This is a genomic window from Paenibacillus sp. EB106-06-01-XG199 (assembly GCF_058791575.1).
In genome coordinates, this window is the sequence record NZ_JBYTDQ010000003.1 from 800,461 (window position 1) to 815,871 (window position 15,411).

The 15,411-nt window shown below is 48.1% G+C and carries 11 protein-coding genes; all 11 read right to left on the reverse strand.

Features of this window, described 5'->3' with window-relative positions:
• Window positions 1-2 precede the first annotated feature (2 nt).
• Window positions 3-1,931, reverse strand: coding sequence for a stage V sporulation protein D (locus AC3WT9_RS14405; RefSeq protein ID WP_341095446.1), 1,929 nt, complete (start codon window positions 1,929-1,931; stop codon window positions 3-5).
• A gap of 176 nt (window positions 1,932-2,107) precedes the next feature.
• Entirely contained in the window at window positions 2,108-4,333 is a 2,226-nt protein-coding gene (locus tag AC3WT9_RS14410; RefSeq protein ID WP_341095449.1) for a penicillin-binding transpeptidase domain-containing protein, read from the reverse strand.
• Between the two features lie 43 nt (window positions 4,334-4,376).
• Window positions 4,377-4,772, reverse strand: coding sequence for a hypothetical protein (locus AC3WT9_RS14415; protein ID WP_341095451.1), 396 nt, complete (start codon window positions 4,770-4,772; stop codon window positions 4,377-4,379).
• 24 nt (window positions 4,773-4,796) lie between these two features.
• Window positions 4,797-5,750, reverse strand: a complete 954-nt coding sequence (gene rsmH, locus AC3WT9_RS14420; RefSeq protein ID WP_341379524.1) for a 16S rRNA (cytosine(1402)-N(4))-methyltransferase RsmH — start codon at window positions 5,748-5,750, stop codon at window positions 4,797-4,799.
• Between the two features lie 43 nt (window positions 5,751-5,793).
• Window positions 5,794-6,231: a division/cell wall cluster transcriptional repressor MraZ gene (gene mraZ, locus AC3WT9_RS14425; protein ID WP_038595376.1), complete on the reverse strand. Its 438-nt coding sequence runs from the start codon at window positions 6,229-6,231 to the stop codon at window positions 5,794-5,796.
• Between the two features lie 237 nt (window positions 6,232-6,468).
• Window positions 6,469-7,740, reverse strand: coding sequence for an adenosylhomocysteinase (locus AC3WT9_RS14430; RefSeq protein ID WP_076109040.1), 1,272 nt, complete (start codon window positions 7,738-7,740; stop codon window positions 6,469-6,471).
• Between the two features lie 88 nt (window positions 7,741-7,828).
• On the reverse strand, window positions 7,829-9,460 hold the full coding sequence (gene bshC, locus AC3WT9_RS14435) for a bacillithiol biosynthesis cysteine-adding enzyme BshC (protein WP_341379525.1): 1,632 nt from the start codon (window positions 9,458-9,460) through the stop codon (window positions 7,829-7,831).
• Window positions 9,461-10,031: 571 nt separating this feature from the next.
• The gene (locus AC3WT9_RS14440) at window positions 10,032-11,675 is read right to left on the reverse strand and encodes an ABC transporter transmembrane domain-containing protein (RefSeq protein ID WP_492407686.1); all 1,644 of its coding nucleotides are present in this window, start codon (window positions 11,673-11,675) and stop codon (window positions 10,032-10,034) included.
• Window positions 11,676-11,975: 300 nt separating this feature from the next.
• On the reverse strand, window positions 11,976-13,304 hold the full coding sequence (locus tag AC3WT9_RS14445) for a radical SAM/SPASM domain-containing protein (protein WP_341379527.1): 1,329 nt from the start codon (window positions 13,302-13,304) through the stop codon (window positions 11,976-11,978).
• A gap of 184 nt (window positions 13,305-13,488) precedes the next feature.
• Window positions 13,489-14,409 carry an ABC transporter ATP-binding protein gene (locus AC3WT9_RS14450; RefSeq protein ID WP_341095463.1) on the reverse strand — a complete coding sequence of 307 codons (921 nt, stop codon included), beginning with the start codon at window positions 14,407-14,409 and terminating at the stop codon, window positions 13,489-13,491.
• Complete coding sequence (locus AC3WT9_RS14455) at window positions 14,406-15,401, reverse strand: ABC transporter ATP-binding protein (protein WP_341095465.1); 996 nt, start codon at window positions 15,399-15,401, stop codon at window positions 14,406-14,408. The genes AC3WT9_RS14450 and AC3WT9_RS14455 overlap by 4 nt, the downstream gene beginning before the upstream one ends.
• Window positions 15,402-15,411 lie beyond the last annotated feature (10 nt).

The window sequence follows — 15,411 nt, forward strand, 5'->3', positions numbered from 1 at the left end:
TCTTATGATTCACCTGAAGACCCCATATAAATCCTGATCGTCGAGCCTTGTTCGACTCTAGCTCCCGCTTTGGGGGCCTGATTGACTACGGTATTGCCTGAGCCTGAACGCACGAGCGTAAAATTCATGTTGAGATCTTCATAAATATCCTGAACTGTGGCGCCTGTCAGATCGGGAACCGTCACAATCGGAGTCTCCCCGTACTTATAGGTTTTGGGAAGCTGGTCTTTACGCTCCGGCACCTTCAAATAACGCAGGGAATCCTCAAGAATGTTCTGTACGATCGGAGCCGCTACCACGCCCCCAAACTGTATGCCCTGTGGATTATCCACCGCAGTGTACACAACAATCTGCGGGTCATCCGCAGGCGCAAAGCCTACAAAAGATACGATATGCTCCGTAGGAGAATATCGGCCATTGATTACTTTCTGTGCCGTCCCTGTCTTGCCCCCCACACGGTAGCCGTCAATAAATGCCGGCCGTCCGGTGCCTTTGGCAACTACGCTCTCAAGGGCAGCCCGCACCTTCTTCGAGGTTTCCTCTGAAATAACCTGCCGCACTTCTTGCGGCTTCACTTCTGATACCGTCTCACCGGTATCCGGATTAATCCATGCCTTGGCAACATGAGGCGTGTACAGCTTACCGCCGTTTATTGCCGCAGACACTGCCGCAATCTGCTGAATCGGTGTAACCGATACCCCCTGGCCAAAAGCTGTTGTAGCGAGTTCCACCGGCCCCACCTGCGAAGGCTTGAACAGGATGCCGCTTGCCTCCCCGTTCAAATCGATCCCCGTCTTCGTGCCAAAGCCGAAATCACGGATATATTTGAACAAGGTATCTTTGCCAAGACGCTGGCCCATCACGACAAAACCCGGATTGCAGGAATTCTCCACCACTTCGAGAAAGGTTTGGCTGCCATGGCCGCCTTTTTTCCAGCAGCGCAGCTTCGCCCCCCCGACCTCAATAAAACCGGGGTCAAAAAAATGCTCATGCTGCAAATCCACCTTACCCTCCTGCAGTGCCGCAGCCAGGGTAATAATCTTGAAAGTCGATCCTGGTTCATACGTCATCCATATCGGCAGATTACGGTTATAAACTGCCGCATCGTATTCCTTGTAAGCGCCAGGCTCATAACCCGGCCGGCTCGCCATTGCCAGAATCTCGCCATTTTTCGGATTCATGGCAATAGCCCAGCTGCCCTGAGCCTGATATTTCACCATTGCCTGATCCAGCTCACGCTCCATAATGGACTGGATCTGCTTATCAATGGTCAACTGCAGACTCAGTCCCTCCTGGGGTTCGAAATACTTCTCAGAGGAGCCAGGCATTAACCGGCCGCCTGCATCAGACAAATAAGATATTTTCCCGTCAATTCCCCGCAGCAGTTTATCGTAAATATTCTCAACGCCGGTGATGCCCTGATTATCAATTCCCGTGAACCCAAGAATATGGGCCGCCAAATCCCCGTAAGGATAATAACGTTTGTTGTCCTCAGCGACAACGATGCCCGGCAGCTGCAAATCACGGATGCTTGCGGCAAGCTCCATCGTAATTTTGCGGCCGCCGGGCTGTAACTTCACCGAAGACTTCCCTTTAGACAGCAGCGTCACTAGCTTCACCTCAGTCATGCCGAGTAGTGGAGCCAGCTGTTGTGCTGTTCCTTGCTTATCCTTCACCTGCACAGGAACCGCATAAATCGTAGGCGAGCTAACATTATAGGCCAGTGACGTCCCTTCACGGTCCAATATTTCACCGCGTTTTGCAGTAAAAGGTATGTCACGGCGCAGCAAATTTTCCGCCTTGGCGCTGAGTTCTTCGCCTTTGGACAACTGCACATAGGCAAGACGCACGGCCAGAGAGCCGAATAATACGGCCAATCCCAGCAGCGTCCACAGCATTCTCTGCCGAGTTACGACTTTCGAAACCTTCATTCCGTTCTCCCCGCTTTCGCTCGTATAGACATGATCTCTTATCTCATGACTATTCGGGACAAACAGGGCTTAGAACAGCCTGTACGATTGCCGCTCGTAAGCTAATCGGGCTAACACGGTTTTACCGCTGCCGGAACGGCTTTGGTTCACTTCTTTAAATAACCTGAGATCCCCGGCTACTCTTCCGCTGCATCCTCCGCCGGCTCCGTAACCGGAATATCCTCACCGTATTCATTGATCGGATTGAGCTTCAGAGTAACCAGCGGCTTGCCATTTTTGATGCCTTCCGTTTGCCCGGAGACATACCCTTCGCCATCCACTGCAATGCCGATCTTCAGAAGATTAAGAATTTCCAGTGCATCCCGCAGGGATTGCCCGCGCAAATCCGGAATGGTCTGTTTGTCACCCTGCTGAGTTAACAGGTAAATGCGCTGTCCTGTTGCAAGCACAGTTCCTTTCTCTGGGTACTGGCTGACCACAGTAGCTCCTTGACCGACCGCTTCAAAATCATATCCCCCATTGATAAGCAGCTCTCTGGCTGCCTTCACGGTTTTGCCCGTCAGATCAGGTGCCTTGCGCTGTACAGAGGCTTGCGCCTTGACCGTTTTCTTGCTGCTGCTTGTATCGCTCGTGTCACCCATTTTGGGCACGCCCATATAGGGCAGAGCCTGGGATACAATCTCCTGGAACACCGGGCCCGCCGCGATACCGCCGCCGGCAGCGTCGGCAGGCTCGTCAATAATGACATAGACCGCGATCTTCGGATCATTGACCGGTGCGTATCCTAGAAAGGAAGAGCGCACCTTGTCCCGGTCATAACCACCTTTGCCGTCAGGCTTGATCGCCGTTCCGGTCTTGCCCGCCACACGATAGCCCTCAATGTAGGCGTGTCTCCCGGTCCCATGCTGCAAATCCGCAACAACCTGCTCCAGATAGCTTCCGGTCTCGCGTGCGCTTTCCTTCGAGATAACCTGACGCACAACCTCAGGCTGAGTGACTGTTGTCTTCCCGGTATTCGGATCGGTAATTTCCTTGACGACATGAGGTACCATCAGCTTGCCGCCGTTCGCAATCGCTGCCACCGCCGTAAGCTGTTGGATCGGAGTAACGAGCAATTTCCCGTGACCGTAAGAAAGTGTAGCATTTTCCGACACATTGTTCGGGTCGGGGTTAACGAGCCCGATGATTTCTCCCGGAAGGTCGATGCCTGTTTTATCTTTGAAACCAAAATCAGTGATATATTGCAGCAGCCTTTCCTTCCCAAGCTTTTCATAGCCTAGCTTGACAAACGCTACGTTGCTGGAACGTTTAACCCCTTCAAGGTAAGTGATTTCACCCCATCCTACTCTGTTGATATCAGGTATAGGCTTGCGCAAACCCTTGAGTTTGATTTGGCCGGACATAAAATAGGCATCCGGATCAAAGAGGTTTTCCTCCACCGCACCGGCCAGCGTTACAATCTTGAACGTCGACCCCGGCTCAAATCTCGACATGATGGCGTGGTTATAGAAGTCCCCCGGTTTCGTTTCCGAATTCCAGAATTCATTGGGATTGAAGGTAGGCAAATTGGCCATGCCCAGAATCTCCATCGTGTTCGGGTCGGCGGCAATCACACTTATGGATTTTGGTTTATACAGCTCATAAGCTTTTTTCATCGCTTCTTCGATGTAATACTGAATTGTGCTGTCGATGGTCAGCTTGAAATCACTGCCGTTCACGACAGGCTGAAAAGTATCCTGTGAGTCAGGCAGCTTGAATCCTTTGCCGTCACTCTGGTAATAGAGCTTGCCGTCGACGCCTTTAAGCTGCTTATCGAAATATTTCTCCAGACCCGCTATAGCAATGCCGTCTCTGTCGGTATAACCCAAAATATGCGCGGCAAGTGTTTTCTTGGGATAATAACGTCTCTGCTCCCTGACCGTGCCGACGCCGGTTTCGAGAATATCATGCTCCTTGCGGAGCTTTTTGATAAAAGCGTCCACCTTGTCCTTCATTTCCTGATCGATTTTCCAGCCTTCGGTGCGGACCTCGCGATTCTTGAGAAAATTGCCTTTATCATCCTTGGCCTCAACCAGTATCTTCAACTGATCCACCGGCTTGTTCAACAGGTCATGCAGACCCTGAATCACTTCTTCCCCGATCTTCAGCTCAGCAATGACCGCAGGGTCCACCACAACGGTATACGCCGGGACATCACTAGCCAGAACAATGCCATTGCGGTCTTCGATCGTTCCCCGCACCGCTTTAATTTCCGAAGTATGAGCCCACTGCTTGGCCGCCTTTTCCTGCCAGGACTCGCTTTGCAGAACCTGTATCCAGAAGACCCGGGCGACTAAAACAAGAAAAAAGAGGGTAATACACCCTCCTATAAACAGCGTGCGAAGTTTTATTCTTTTTACCATAAGGAAACCTCACAAACTCTATTATTGCGACTTCTGCCAATCGCTATTGGTTATCTCCGTCAGTTGAAGTACTACCCACCGGCACATAAATAGTGGTATCCTCAGGCGGCTGCACGTATCCCAGCTTTTTTGCCTTCTCGATTACCAGCTGCTCTAAATTCTGCTTCTCCATCTGATATGTGGCAATCTGCTTTTTGTTGTTTGCAATTTCGCTGTCCAGCTTCTGAGCCTGCAAGTTCAAATCATAAATGTGGACGTAACGCCAAATCAGGGCGACAGCCACCAGCACGAATGCTCCCAGTGTCAGCATATACATCAGCTTCTCCTGCAGTGGAATCACCATCCGCCTAGTGACAACTTTTGTCTTCTCGCGGTAAAGCGGGTTTACCTCTTCTTTTCTCTTGGGCTTGACTGCTAAATTGCCGCGGGTATAGGCCATCTCTGACTCTCCTTTATCGTCTTTTTACAATTTCTCTGCAATACGCAGTTTCGCTGAACGGGCGCGCGGGTTAAGCTCCAGCTCTTCCCCGGAAGGAACGAGCGGCTTGCGGTTAATTAACTTGAGAGTACCTTCAGCACCGCATACGCAAAAAGGAAAGTCAGGCGGGCAAGTGCATCTGCTTAAATAGCTGCTGAAGATTTGCTTGCAGATCCGGTCCTCCAGAGAATGGAAGGTAATTACAGATACCCTTCCTCCGGGTGCCAGGCAGCGTACCGCGCCATGAAGTCCTTCCTCAAAAGCGCCAAGCTCGTCGTTCACGGCGATTCTCAGACCCTGAAAACTGCGTTTGGCGGGATGTCCACCCGTCCTGCGCGCAGCTGCAGGGATGCCTTCCTTAATCAGCTCAGCCAATTCGCCTGTACTTTCTACCGGCCGTTCCTCTCTTCGCTCCACAATTTTGCGGGCGATCCGCCGCGAGAACTTCTCTTCTCCGTATTGGAAAAGCACGCGAGCGATTTCCTGTTCGGTCCATGTATTGACGATTTCGGCTGCTGTCAGCTCTGCGGACTGGTCCATCCGCATATCAAGCGGAGCATCGTGATTATAGCTGAACCCCCGTTCCCCTTCATCGAACTGGGGTGAGGATACGCCAAGATCAAACAGGATTCCGTCGACCTGGGGAACGCCATCTTTTTGCGGCACAAAAGGAAGCTCCTTCAGCACCTGCTCAAGATCGCGAAAGTTGGTCTTAACCAGAACAACCTTCTCCCCGTATTCAGCCATCTTCTCCCTCGCATTGTTCAAAGCCCACTCATCCTGATCCAGACAGATCAGCCGGCCTTCGCCGCTAAGCTTGGATGCGATAAGAGAACTGTGTCCGGCTCCTCCGAGCGTACAGTCAACGTAAATCCCATCCTTCTTGATGTGCAGCCCTTCTGTCGCTTCTTCCTTAAGCACCGTGATGTGGTGAAACAAGCTGCATCCCTCCAGGGCAGTATTCGAATTGTGTTTGTGTATGTTATAGATCAAAATTGAAATCCACCAATTTTTCGGCAATCTCGTTGAACGATTCCTCTGACTGTTCGAAGTACTGCTCCCATAGCTCCTTGTTCCAGATCTCCACCCGGTTCGAAACGCCCAGAATAACACAGTCCTTGTCCAGCTTGGCATATTGCCGCAGGTTCCCCGGCAGATTCACCCTGCCTTGCTTGTCCCATACACATTCTGTCGCTCCTGAGAAAAAAAAGCGGCTGAAGGCACGGGCATCCGATTTCATCAGTGAAAGGCTTTTGAGCTTTTGCTCCATGATTCCCCATTCTTCCATGGGATAAACAAACAGGCAGGAGTCGAGGCCGCGGGTCGCTACGAAAGAGGTTCCGAGCAATTCACGGAACTTGGCCGGAATAATGATGCGGCCCTTGTCGTCAATGCTATGCTGGAATTCCCCCATAAACATAGTTTTACCCACCCCTTGCTACCGATTCCCCACTTTACCCCACTTTACACCACCTAAGCATAATAGATTCGCCATTAAAAATCAAAAACCTTTTTCCGCAGCAAGGTAATTTTTTCTTGTTTGTCAAGTCATCCCCTCCACAGGCACCTGACTCTATGCATTCACCCATCCGGATCAAAAAAAGAAGCCCGCACCATATACATGGCAACGGGCCTATCGATAAGGATAAAATACCGCTTAGTCGTTCAAATTCCAGCTGTCCAGATATTCCACCTGCGCTGGAGTCAGGCTGTCGATAGCAATTCCCAGACTTTCGAGCTTGTAGCGTGCCACCTGCTCATCCAGATCATAAGGAACATTCTCCACTTTGACACCGATGCTCTTGTAATTGTCATTCACATATTTAAGCGACAACGCCTGCAAAGCGAAAGTCGTATCCATTATTTCCGCCGGATGCCCATCGGCCGCCCCCAGATTGACCAGCCGGCCTTCAGCCAGCAGATAGAGCTTGCGTCCGTCCTTCAACTGGTATTCCTCGATATTTTTACGCACGGTACGCTGGGATACCGATCGTTCCGCAAGTTCCGGTTTATTCACTTCCACATCAAAATGTCCGGCATTGCACATAATTGCGCCGTCCTTCATAACATCATAATGCTCGCCGCGGATGACATACCGGTTGCCGGTAACCGTAACGAAGAAATCACCGCGTTTGGCCGCTTCCAGCATCGGCATCACATGGAATCCGTCCATATGCGCCTCCACTGCCTTGATTGCATCCACTTCAGTGACGATTACGTTAGCGCCCAAGCCTTTAGCCCTCATGGCTACCCCTTTGCCGCACCAGCCGTAACCAACTACAACCACGGTTTTGCCTGCTACAATCAGGTTGGTTGTACGGACGATCCCGTCCCATGCCGACTGGCCCGTACCATAACGGTTATCAAACAAATATTTGCAATACGCATCATTAACGGCAACCATCGGGAACTTCAGGATGCCCTGCTTCTGCAGTGCCTTCAACCGAATGATCCCTGTAGTGGTTTCCTCAGCACCGCCGCGGATATTCTCCATCAGGTCGGGACGTTCCGAATGCAGCAGGGTCGCAAAATCTCCTCCGTCATCGATGATCAGATCCGGCTTACTCTCCAAAGCCTTGATATTCAGTGCCTTAAACTCCTCCGGTGAGGGATTATATTTGGCGAACACTGTAATGCCGTCTTCGACAAGCGCCGCGCAGACATCGTCCTGGGTCGACAGCGGATTTGATCCGGTTATTGTAACTTCAGCACCGCCCGCCTTGACTACCTTCGCAAGATAAGCCGTCTTTGCTTCCAGATGCAGCGTAATCGACACCTTCAGCCCTTTGAAAGGCTGCTCAGCTTCGAACTGCTCGCGGATGCGGTTCAGCACCGGCATATGCTGGCGGACCCAGTCGATTTTGAGATGCCCTTCATGCGCGAGCGACATGTCCGCGACAATACTATTTTCTTTCGACATTGAACTCATTTATGAAACCTCCTAAAAGTATTGTGAACATAGACTTTCTTGAACTAGCTTCGAACAAAACTTGCTTCGTAAGCTTACTTTTCTTTTCCTACATATAAATAATACGGTGCGTTCCGCTGAAGTCGGCGGGTATGGTCATCAGTTCATCCAGCCAAGCCGGGCCGTAGCGGTTCAAGTAATACATCATATTGTATACTCTTTCCTGCGGCTTTCCCAGCGGCATGAGTGACAGCTCAATCCGTTCCCATTGGCGGAGCGCAGCTTCATTTTGTTTCTCCATGGCATCCTGGGCTTTCCCCTGTAAAAATGCAATCTGATCCAGGATCTTCTCTTTATTGTTATTGCCTAATTTAAGCAGACCGGCCTGAATCGTTCCGAGCTGTTCGATCAGCGGCTCATACATGACGGAGAAGGCTTCCTTCGTTTCCTCGAACCGGCGGCCAAGCTCCAGTTCATCCTGGGCAGTGATCCATTCTTTCCGTTTCTGCTCAAGCCCTTGTCTTACATCCGCGAAGGAGAGGCTGTATTTATTCATATGCTTGTGCAGTGTTCCTTCTATGACTGTAAAAGACATGCGCGGAAGGATCAGCGGCATCTGCCCGCTGACAACTTCGAAGGCATTGCGTGGAATGGCCCAATAGGCCAGTTCCCCTTGTCCCAGTACTGTGGCCAGAACCGGCAGGACATAATCCTGCATAAGCGGGCGTGTCAGCACATTGTTACTGAAGCGTTCAGGATGGTCTTCAAGCACTGCCAGCAATTCCTCCGGTGAGAAGGAGACGACACCCTTGCGGTCAGTATATCGCCCATCCGCCTTATGCAGCAGCAGCCGCGCACCTTCATGTATATAGAAAAGATTCGCATTCCCGGAGGTCACATCTGCCTGCAGCTCATAACCTCCTTCAACTATACGCATCGCCGATTGTTTGTAGGCTGCTTCCAGCTCATCATTGCGTTCAATCAGTTTGGCAAAAAACGGTTTCTCCAGCCTGCGCAGTTGCGGATCGGCAGAATCCAGCAGAATCAGGCCGAATTTGCCGAATAGCGAACCGATCAGCTTAGCAAAAGCATCGCTCATGCTGCCCGCCATTCGTGAAGATTCACGGATAAACTCCATGATTTGCGGTTTGAATTCACTTTCTTGAAGGAGGCCATCCAGTTCGGCAATGACCTGCTCCCATCCCGATTCTTCCACCTTAATATCACTGACAGAAGAACGGGGGCCTTCAGCTTTGTCCAGCTTGATTCTGGTGATCTCCCCGGTACGGTTTAAGACAAATGTATGATTAACCTCATCCCAGTCATGATCTTCACCGGCAATCCAAAAGAGCGGCACAACCGGCCGTCCTAGCTGGACTGCAGCTTCTTTTGCCGCCTGAATGGTGGTGAGTGCCTTATATACGACAAACAGCGGACCTGTAAACAGGCCGCTTTGCTGCCCCCCGGTCACCACCAGCGTCCCTGGCTGCTCCAGCAGCGCCAGCGAAGCCTGCACAGCTTCGTGTGGATTGTGCACGGCATTGTAACTACGCAGACAAGCCGCAACATCGGCGCGATCGGCGCGGGCTTGCTCGCTGCCATCCAGCCACTCCGCCCGCCGGCGTCTACCCTCTTCATCGCGGAAATCGCCGCCGTACAGATTGCTTACCTGTTCATAACGTTCTATATAGTCGCGTGCGAGCGCAGATCCGCCCGGGATCGGTTCCGGTATTACGTTCATAGCTGTGGCCTCCTCTTCTCCTGTTGCTTCATATATGTAGAAATTGATACGGATAATACTATCTGATTGTATCCAAAGTGAAGGGCGGCGTCAAAAAGAAATGAAAAAACTAGACCTGGCCGAATATCTCAGCTGGTCTAGCTTTACAGATTGACTATCCTTATATTTTTTTATAGTGATTGTAACTGCTGCCTTTACCAATGCATTTTGACACATGGCATTTCCCGCGGTGATAACAATTACAGGAAAACACGGCATGGGACCGGGAATCCATCGTTAATGAAGTTACCATAAATTCCATTTTTTTCTCCTACTTCTCGTTTTACCAGTTTACATCCATGCCAAACAACCGGGTTTATACCCGATGCAGCTGTCTCCTTTGGATACACATACACTAAATGAACATCTACCACCTTGGTAACAATCACAGGAAGATAATTTCGGACAACTCGAGCCAAGCACTGAATAAGATGGTTCTACTAAAAAGGTCATGTGTGAATCCTCCTATAAATAAATATTTATTTATATAAAGTCCGTATCCGGTTGACGGTATTGAATACGGGCTTATATATTAAGGCGAAGCCAGGTATACTTGAGGCTTCTTCTGGTTATGTTCAGTATCCAGATTGATAATCTCATCGCATATATCCATTACATTGCTGTCATGCGTAACAATAATGATTATGGCCTCATTCTTTAGCCGAACAAGAGTTTCAAGCAGACAAACGGTTGATTCCTTATCCAGCATGGATGTGGGCTCGTCCAAGATGAGTAGCTGCGGTTTTTTTAACAAGGTTCGTATTATAGATGACTTTTGGGCTTCCCCGCCAGACAGTAGCATTTCCCCCTGTGACTGCGTTTCGGTCATTTTTCCTTCCAGCTTAAAGCTCTGGATGAACAGATCCAGCTCGGAGTCCCGTAGGGATGTTAAACCATATGTAAGATTTTCTTTGAAGTTATTGCTGACGATATAGGGGTTTTGTTCGACAATGCCAATCAACTCTCCCCTTAATTTGTACATATCCAGTTCTCTGATATTAGTATCATTAAAAAAAATATTTCCGCCGTACATCTGATACAAACCGGTGATTACATTGACAAAGCTGGATTTTCCCCTTCCGTTATATCCGGTTACGGCATAAATATTTCCTTTGGTAAAAACATAGTCATACCCGTCCAGAATATGGACATTATTCAGTTCAAATGAGACTTGCTTCAATATCACTTTATCAATGGTAGATAGCACAGCTTCGTTGTTCATTTCAGGAGCCACGGATAAGTGCTCCTCCAATCTGTCCATGGAGGCTTTTATAGTCTGATACTTGCTGAAATTATCTATAAAATATCTGGAAGAGCTTACTGCGGAACCAACATAGGAGGTAACAATAACTATCTCTCCGATGGTCATTTTCCCTTGAACAACAGAGACGGCGCCAATATACAAAACAGCAATATTGAACAATTGCATAACAAGCCCGTTGGCCGAGGAGGCTAAGTTCAATATTCTCGAATTATGGATTAATCCTTTCATGAAGCTCGCCGAATGACTCAGCAGTTCTTGTTTCAGTGACTTGAACCAGTTCTGCTGTTTGATTAACTGTATATTGCTTAACTGCCGGTTCATCTGGGAGAAAAGCTGTGACTGCTCATTTTTCATGAGATAAGCACTCTGGTAAATAGGCTTCTTGAACATAAAATAAACAACCGCATAAACAGGTACAGCCAATAAGAACAATACACCAATCAATATATTGATTTTGAACATTAAAACAACCGTTGATATTAAAATCAAAAGACTGACAAAGCCCTGGATCAGAAAGTCCAGGAAGAAATCTGTCACCACATGACTGTCATTGTTCACTTGTTGGGTTACAAAGACTGGATTGATTTTGTTGGAGTATTCCAAAGGTGTCTTCTGAATATGCTCAATTACTTCAAAGTTGACCTTCAGCGCTACCCTTGAGCCAGCAACGCTATTAAGCAGGCTTAAGAAAAAGGAAAGAACAAGCCCTCCCGCATTCACAATTAACAAATAAAATAATACCGTATATAGTCGGTGTTCGGCGCCTCGGGTCAACTCATCAAAGTATTCTCCATTAAGATTGGGAAGAAGCAAATTAAAGATGACCGATGAAAACAAAGACATGATAAAGAGAGGCGCCAGGCTCTTGTAGTTGCGGGTAAACACGTGTCTCGTTAATTGTTTTATTTTCATATTCGCCCCAACCTGCATTGCCGCCCGGATAAGGTAATGCTTTATCCGGACGGACAACCGTTAGTAAATGTTGATGACTACATCCAAGCAATACAGCCTGGCTTGTGCGCAATACAGGAGCTGCCCTTGTCTACACATACATGAAAATTGCAGTCTCCGCCCTGGTAACAATTACAGTGCTGCAAGTTGGGACAGTTGGCGGCACTTCCAGAATACATAGGTTGAACAAGAAATTCCATGATATAACCTCCAATAAAGTTAATTTATATGATGCTCATCCAATAAGATGAACCCACATACCTAGACTTCAACCTTTTCTTTGGCTTCCTTTTGATACTCGATTACGTATTTGGCGTAATTTTTAATCTTCCTCTCCAGATTGTATTTAATGGCTGCACAATAATCCCCCGCGTTATTCAGCCGTTCATAGGGACACCCCCCCATACACAGAGGCAAATATTTGCAATTGGCGCACTCTTCATTTTGCTGCGGCTCATACAGCATGTACTGAAGCTTCAAGCCAATGTTTCCTTCAAAACTGTAATCTACCAAATTCCCAAAACTTTTCGACATATCACCAACCTCAGTCCAACAGTTGTAGAGATAGCCCTCAGGATCGATCACATAAGAATTTGCACTGTCAGCTCCGCAGTAAGGACCGGTAGGCGCAGGATATTGATAAAGATTGCTTCCGATCCCCATAAGATGAGCCTTTTTGTCGAAGTTGTCAGATATCTCTGTAAATGCGGAGGTAGCCATACATACATTGGTGTTATAACATTCATTCTCGTTCTTCACCTGGGCAAGATAGACTCCGACTTTCGAACCCAACCCTCTTGCAACAATCAAATCCAGCAGAGAGTCCATATCATCCTTGTTGCTGTCATCCGTATTGATTCTTAATGTAATAGGCAGAATTTCGCTGGCTTTCTCTACATTATTTAAGATTCGGTCAAAAGTGGGCTGTCCTCCAACCAGAGGCCGTCGCACATCATGAATAGGCTTCGGCCCATCAATGGTCACTTGGGCAAACGTGACTTTTAGGCTTGCCAGCTCAGCTGCGATATCTGGTGTTAAGTTATAGCCGTTGGTTATAATGCTCGCGCTATATTCTATTTTGTTACTCTCGCAAATATCTATAAACTTATTGGAAAGATCCCTAATTACAGTCATATCCAGCAGGGGCTCTCCGCCGTACCAGCAGATACTAAGGAATTTAATCGTTCCCGCCTGTTCCTCTACAATGCTTACTATTCTGTCTTTAACCTCATCGCCCATTTTCTTATTACTCCGAATATCTTTCTCGAAACAATAAACGCAACCCAAATTACAATTAAGTGTTGTGGCAATAGTCAGGTCAAGGGTATCCGTCTTGTATCTGTTCCGCAGCAGATGATGCGTGATAATATCATGCTCATTAATATCATTCTCCAGAATAAAGCCGCCAATTTTCAGTTTTTTGAGAAAGTCTTCGTCTAGACCAGCAATTACCGAGTTTTTTTCAAACTCCAGATATTCCTTATAATTTTTGGGTTCCAGCAAGGCTAGTGATGCTGTTCTTGAATTATAGGCTAATACTTGATTACTTTCTGGAAAATCAATAAAAAAGTTATAATTTGAAGATTTCATATAAACCTCCTATAAAAATACTTTTATATAAATATATATAGCATCTTTAGAGTGGGTGAAAGTATGACAAATGTTATAATAAGTAAATGTTTTCTATATTATTCCTTTTAAAAAAAGAAGATACATTAGAGACCACAATGGCTCTAATGTATCTTCTTTTTGAACGTATTTCAACTGCATTCAGTTATACATATTGCTTGGTAACCCAATGTCCCTTGGAAACTTCAATCAATTCAAAGTCGCTGTCATTGCTCTTCTCGTTAGCCGAGTAAATCGGGCTGCCAAGCTCATCATGCAGATGAATACGCTTCTTGTTGGCTTCAATTTCCGGATCGGGAACTGGAATCGCCGACAGCAGCGATTTCGTATACGGGTGAAGCGGGTTCGCATAAAGCTCTTCACTTTCTGCAAGCTCAACCATTTTACCCAGGTACATTACTGCCACTCGGTCACTGATGTGCTTAACCATGGACAAATCATGCGCGATAAAGAGATAAGTAAGTCCAAGACGGTCCTGCAGTTCTTTGAGCAGGTTGACAACCTGCGCCTGAATGGACACGTCAAGTGCGGAAATCGGCTCATCGCAGACGATGAACTTAGGGTTTACCGCAAGCGAGCGGGCAATCCCGATACGCTGGCGTTGGCCGCCGGAGAATTCATGCGGATAGCGGGTAGCATGGTCATGGTTAAGTCCAACCATATCCAGCAGTTCTTCAATCCGTTTCTTGCGTTCTGCACGGCTTCCGGCCATCCCATGGATGTCCAGTGCTTCCCCGATAATATCGGACACCGTTAGACGCGGGTTAAGTGAAGCATACGGATCCTGAAAAATCATCTGCATGTCACGGCGCAGCGCCTTCATTTTGCCCGCGGATAATTTATAGATATCAGTGCCATTGTACTTTACGCTTCCTGCAGTCGGTTCATACAAACGAAGAACCGTACGGCCGGCAGTAGTCTTTCCGCATCCGGATTCCCCAACCATACCCAGGGTTTCACCTTCGCGGATCGAGAAATTAATATTATCAACAGCCTTAAGAACTTTACCTTTGCCTACATTAAAATATTTCTTAAGACCTTCAACTTCAATCAGGTTCTTACTCAAACGAACTGCACCTCCTTGGCCATCGAATGCAGATTCCAGCAACGCGCCATATGCGTTTCGCTGAACTCTGTTGCACCGGGATCGATTTGTTCGCAGACATGCATTGCTTCACTGCAACGCGCTGTGAACGGACAGCCGATCGGCGGCTTAATCAGATCCGGGGGAGTCCCGATGATCGGAATCAAAGGCTCACCCTTCTTTTGGTCCAGACGCGGCATCGACCGCAGCAACCCCCTGGTATACGGATGCTGCGGATTCTTAAAGATTTCCCATCTGGTACCTGTTTCCACCACTTCACCAGCATACATAACGATGACCCGGTCACACATGCCGGCAACTACGCCGAGATCATGAGTGATCAGGATGATGGAGGTCCCCAGCTTTTGCTGCATCTCTTTCATAACATCCATGATTTGCGCTTGAATGGTAACGTCAAGCGCCGTTGTCGGCTCATCTGCAATCAGCAGAGCCGGGCGGCAGGCCAGTGCAATGGCAATCATTACACGTTGGCGCATCCCGCCGGAGAATTCGTGGGGATATTGGTTAAAGCGAGCCTCCGCATTTTTGATGCCAACTAATTTCAGCATCTCAATACCATGCTTTTTCGCTTCGGCCGCTGACATATTCTGATGTTTGATCAAAACTTCGGTTATCTGTTTGCCCACTTTGATAGTTGGGTTTAAAGAAGTCATCGGGTCTTGAAATATCATGCCAATATCTTTGCCGCGAATACTTTCCATTTGTTTCATGCTTTTGTTCAGCAGATTCTGTCCTTGAAAAATAATCTCGCCCTGTTTCACTTTGGAGGGCGGTGTAGGGATGAGCCGCATAATCGACTGCGCCGTAACGCTCTTACCACTGCCGGATTCACCGACAATGGCTACCGTTTCACCTATGCCTACTTCAAAATTCATACCGCGGACAGCCTGTACTTCTCCGCCTTTTACAAAAAAGGAAACATGCAGATCTTTGACTTGCAGAATGGGTTCCATCAATGTTCAC

Excerpts from the sequence above, each read along its gene's own strand:
- AC3WT9_RS14415 (WP_341095451.1), bottom strand. The coding sequence starts at position 4,772 with ATGGCCTATACCCGCGGCAATTTAGCAGTCAAGCCCAAGAGAAAAGAA.
- bshC (WP_341379525.1), bottom strand. The coding sequence starts at position 9,460 with ATGAACGTAATACCGGAACCGATCCCGGGCGGATCTGCGCTCGCACGC.
- AC3WT9_RS14410 (WP_341095449.1), bottom strand. The coding sequence starts at position 4,333 with ATGGTAAAAAGAATAAAACTTCGCACGCTGTTTATAGGAGGGTGTATT.
- mraZ (WP_038595376.1), bottom strand. The coding sequence starts at position 6,231 with ATGTTTATGGGGGAATTCCAGCATAGCATTGACGACAAGGGCCGCATC.
- AC3WT9_RS14455 (WP_341095465.1), bottom strand. The coding sequence starts at position 15,401 with ATGGAACCCATTCTGCAAGTCAAAGATCTGCATGTTTCCTTTTTTGTA.
- AC3WT9_RS14405 (WP_341095446.1), bottom strand. The coding sequence starts at position 1,931 with ATGAAGGTTTCGAAAGTCGTAACTCGGCAGAGAATGCTGTGGACGCTG.
- AC3WT9_RS14445 (WP_341379527.1), bottom strand. The coding sequence starts at position 13,304 with ATGAAATCTTCAAATTATAACTTTTTTATTGATTTTCCAGAAAGTAAT.
- AC3WT9_RS14430 (WP_076109040.1), bottom strand. The coding sequence starts at position 7,740 with ATGAGTTCAATGTCGAAAGAAAATAGTATTGTCGCGGACATGTCGCTC.
- AC3WT9_RS14440 (WP_492407686.1), bottom strand. The coding sequence starts at position 11,675 with ATGAAAATAAAACAATTAACGAGACACGTGTTTACCCGCAACTACAAG.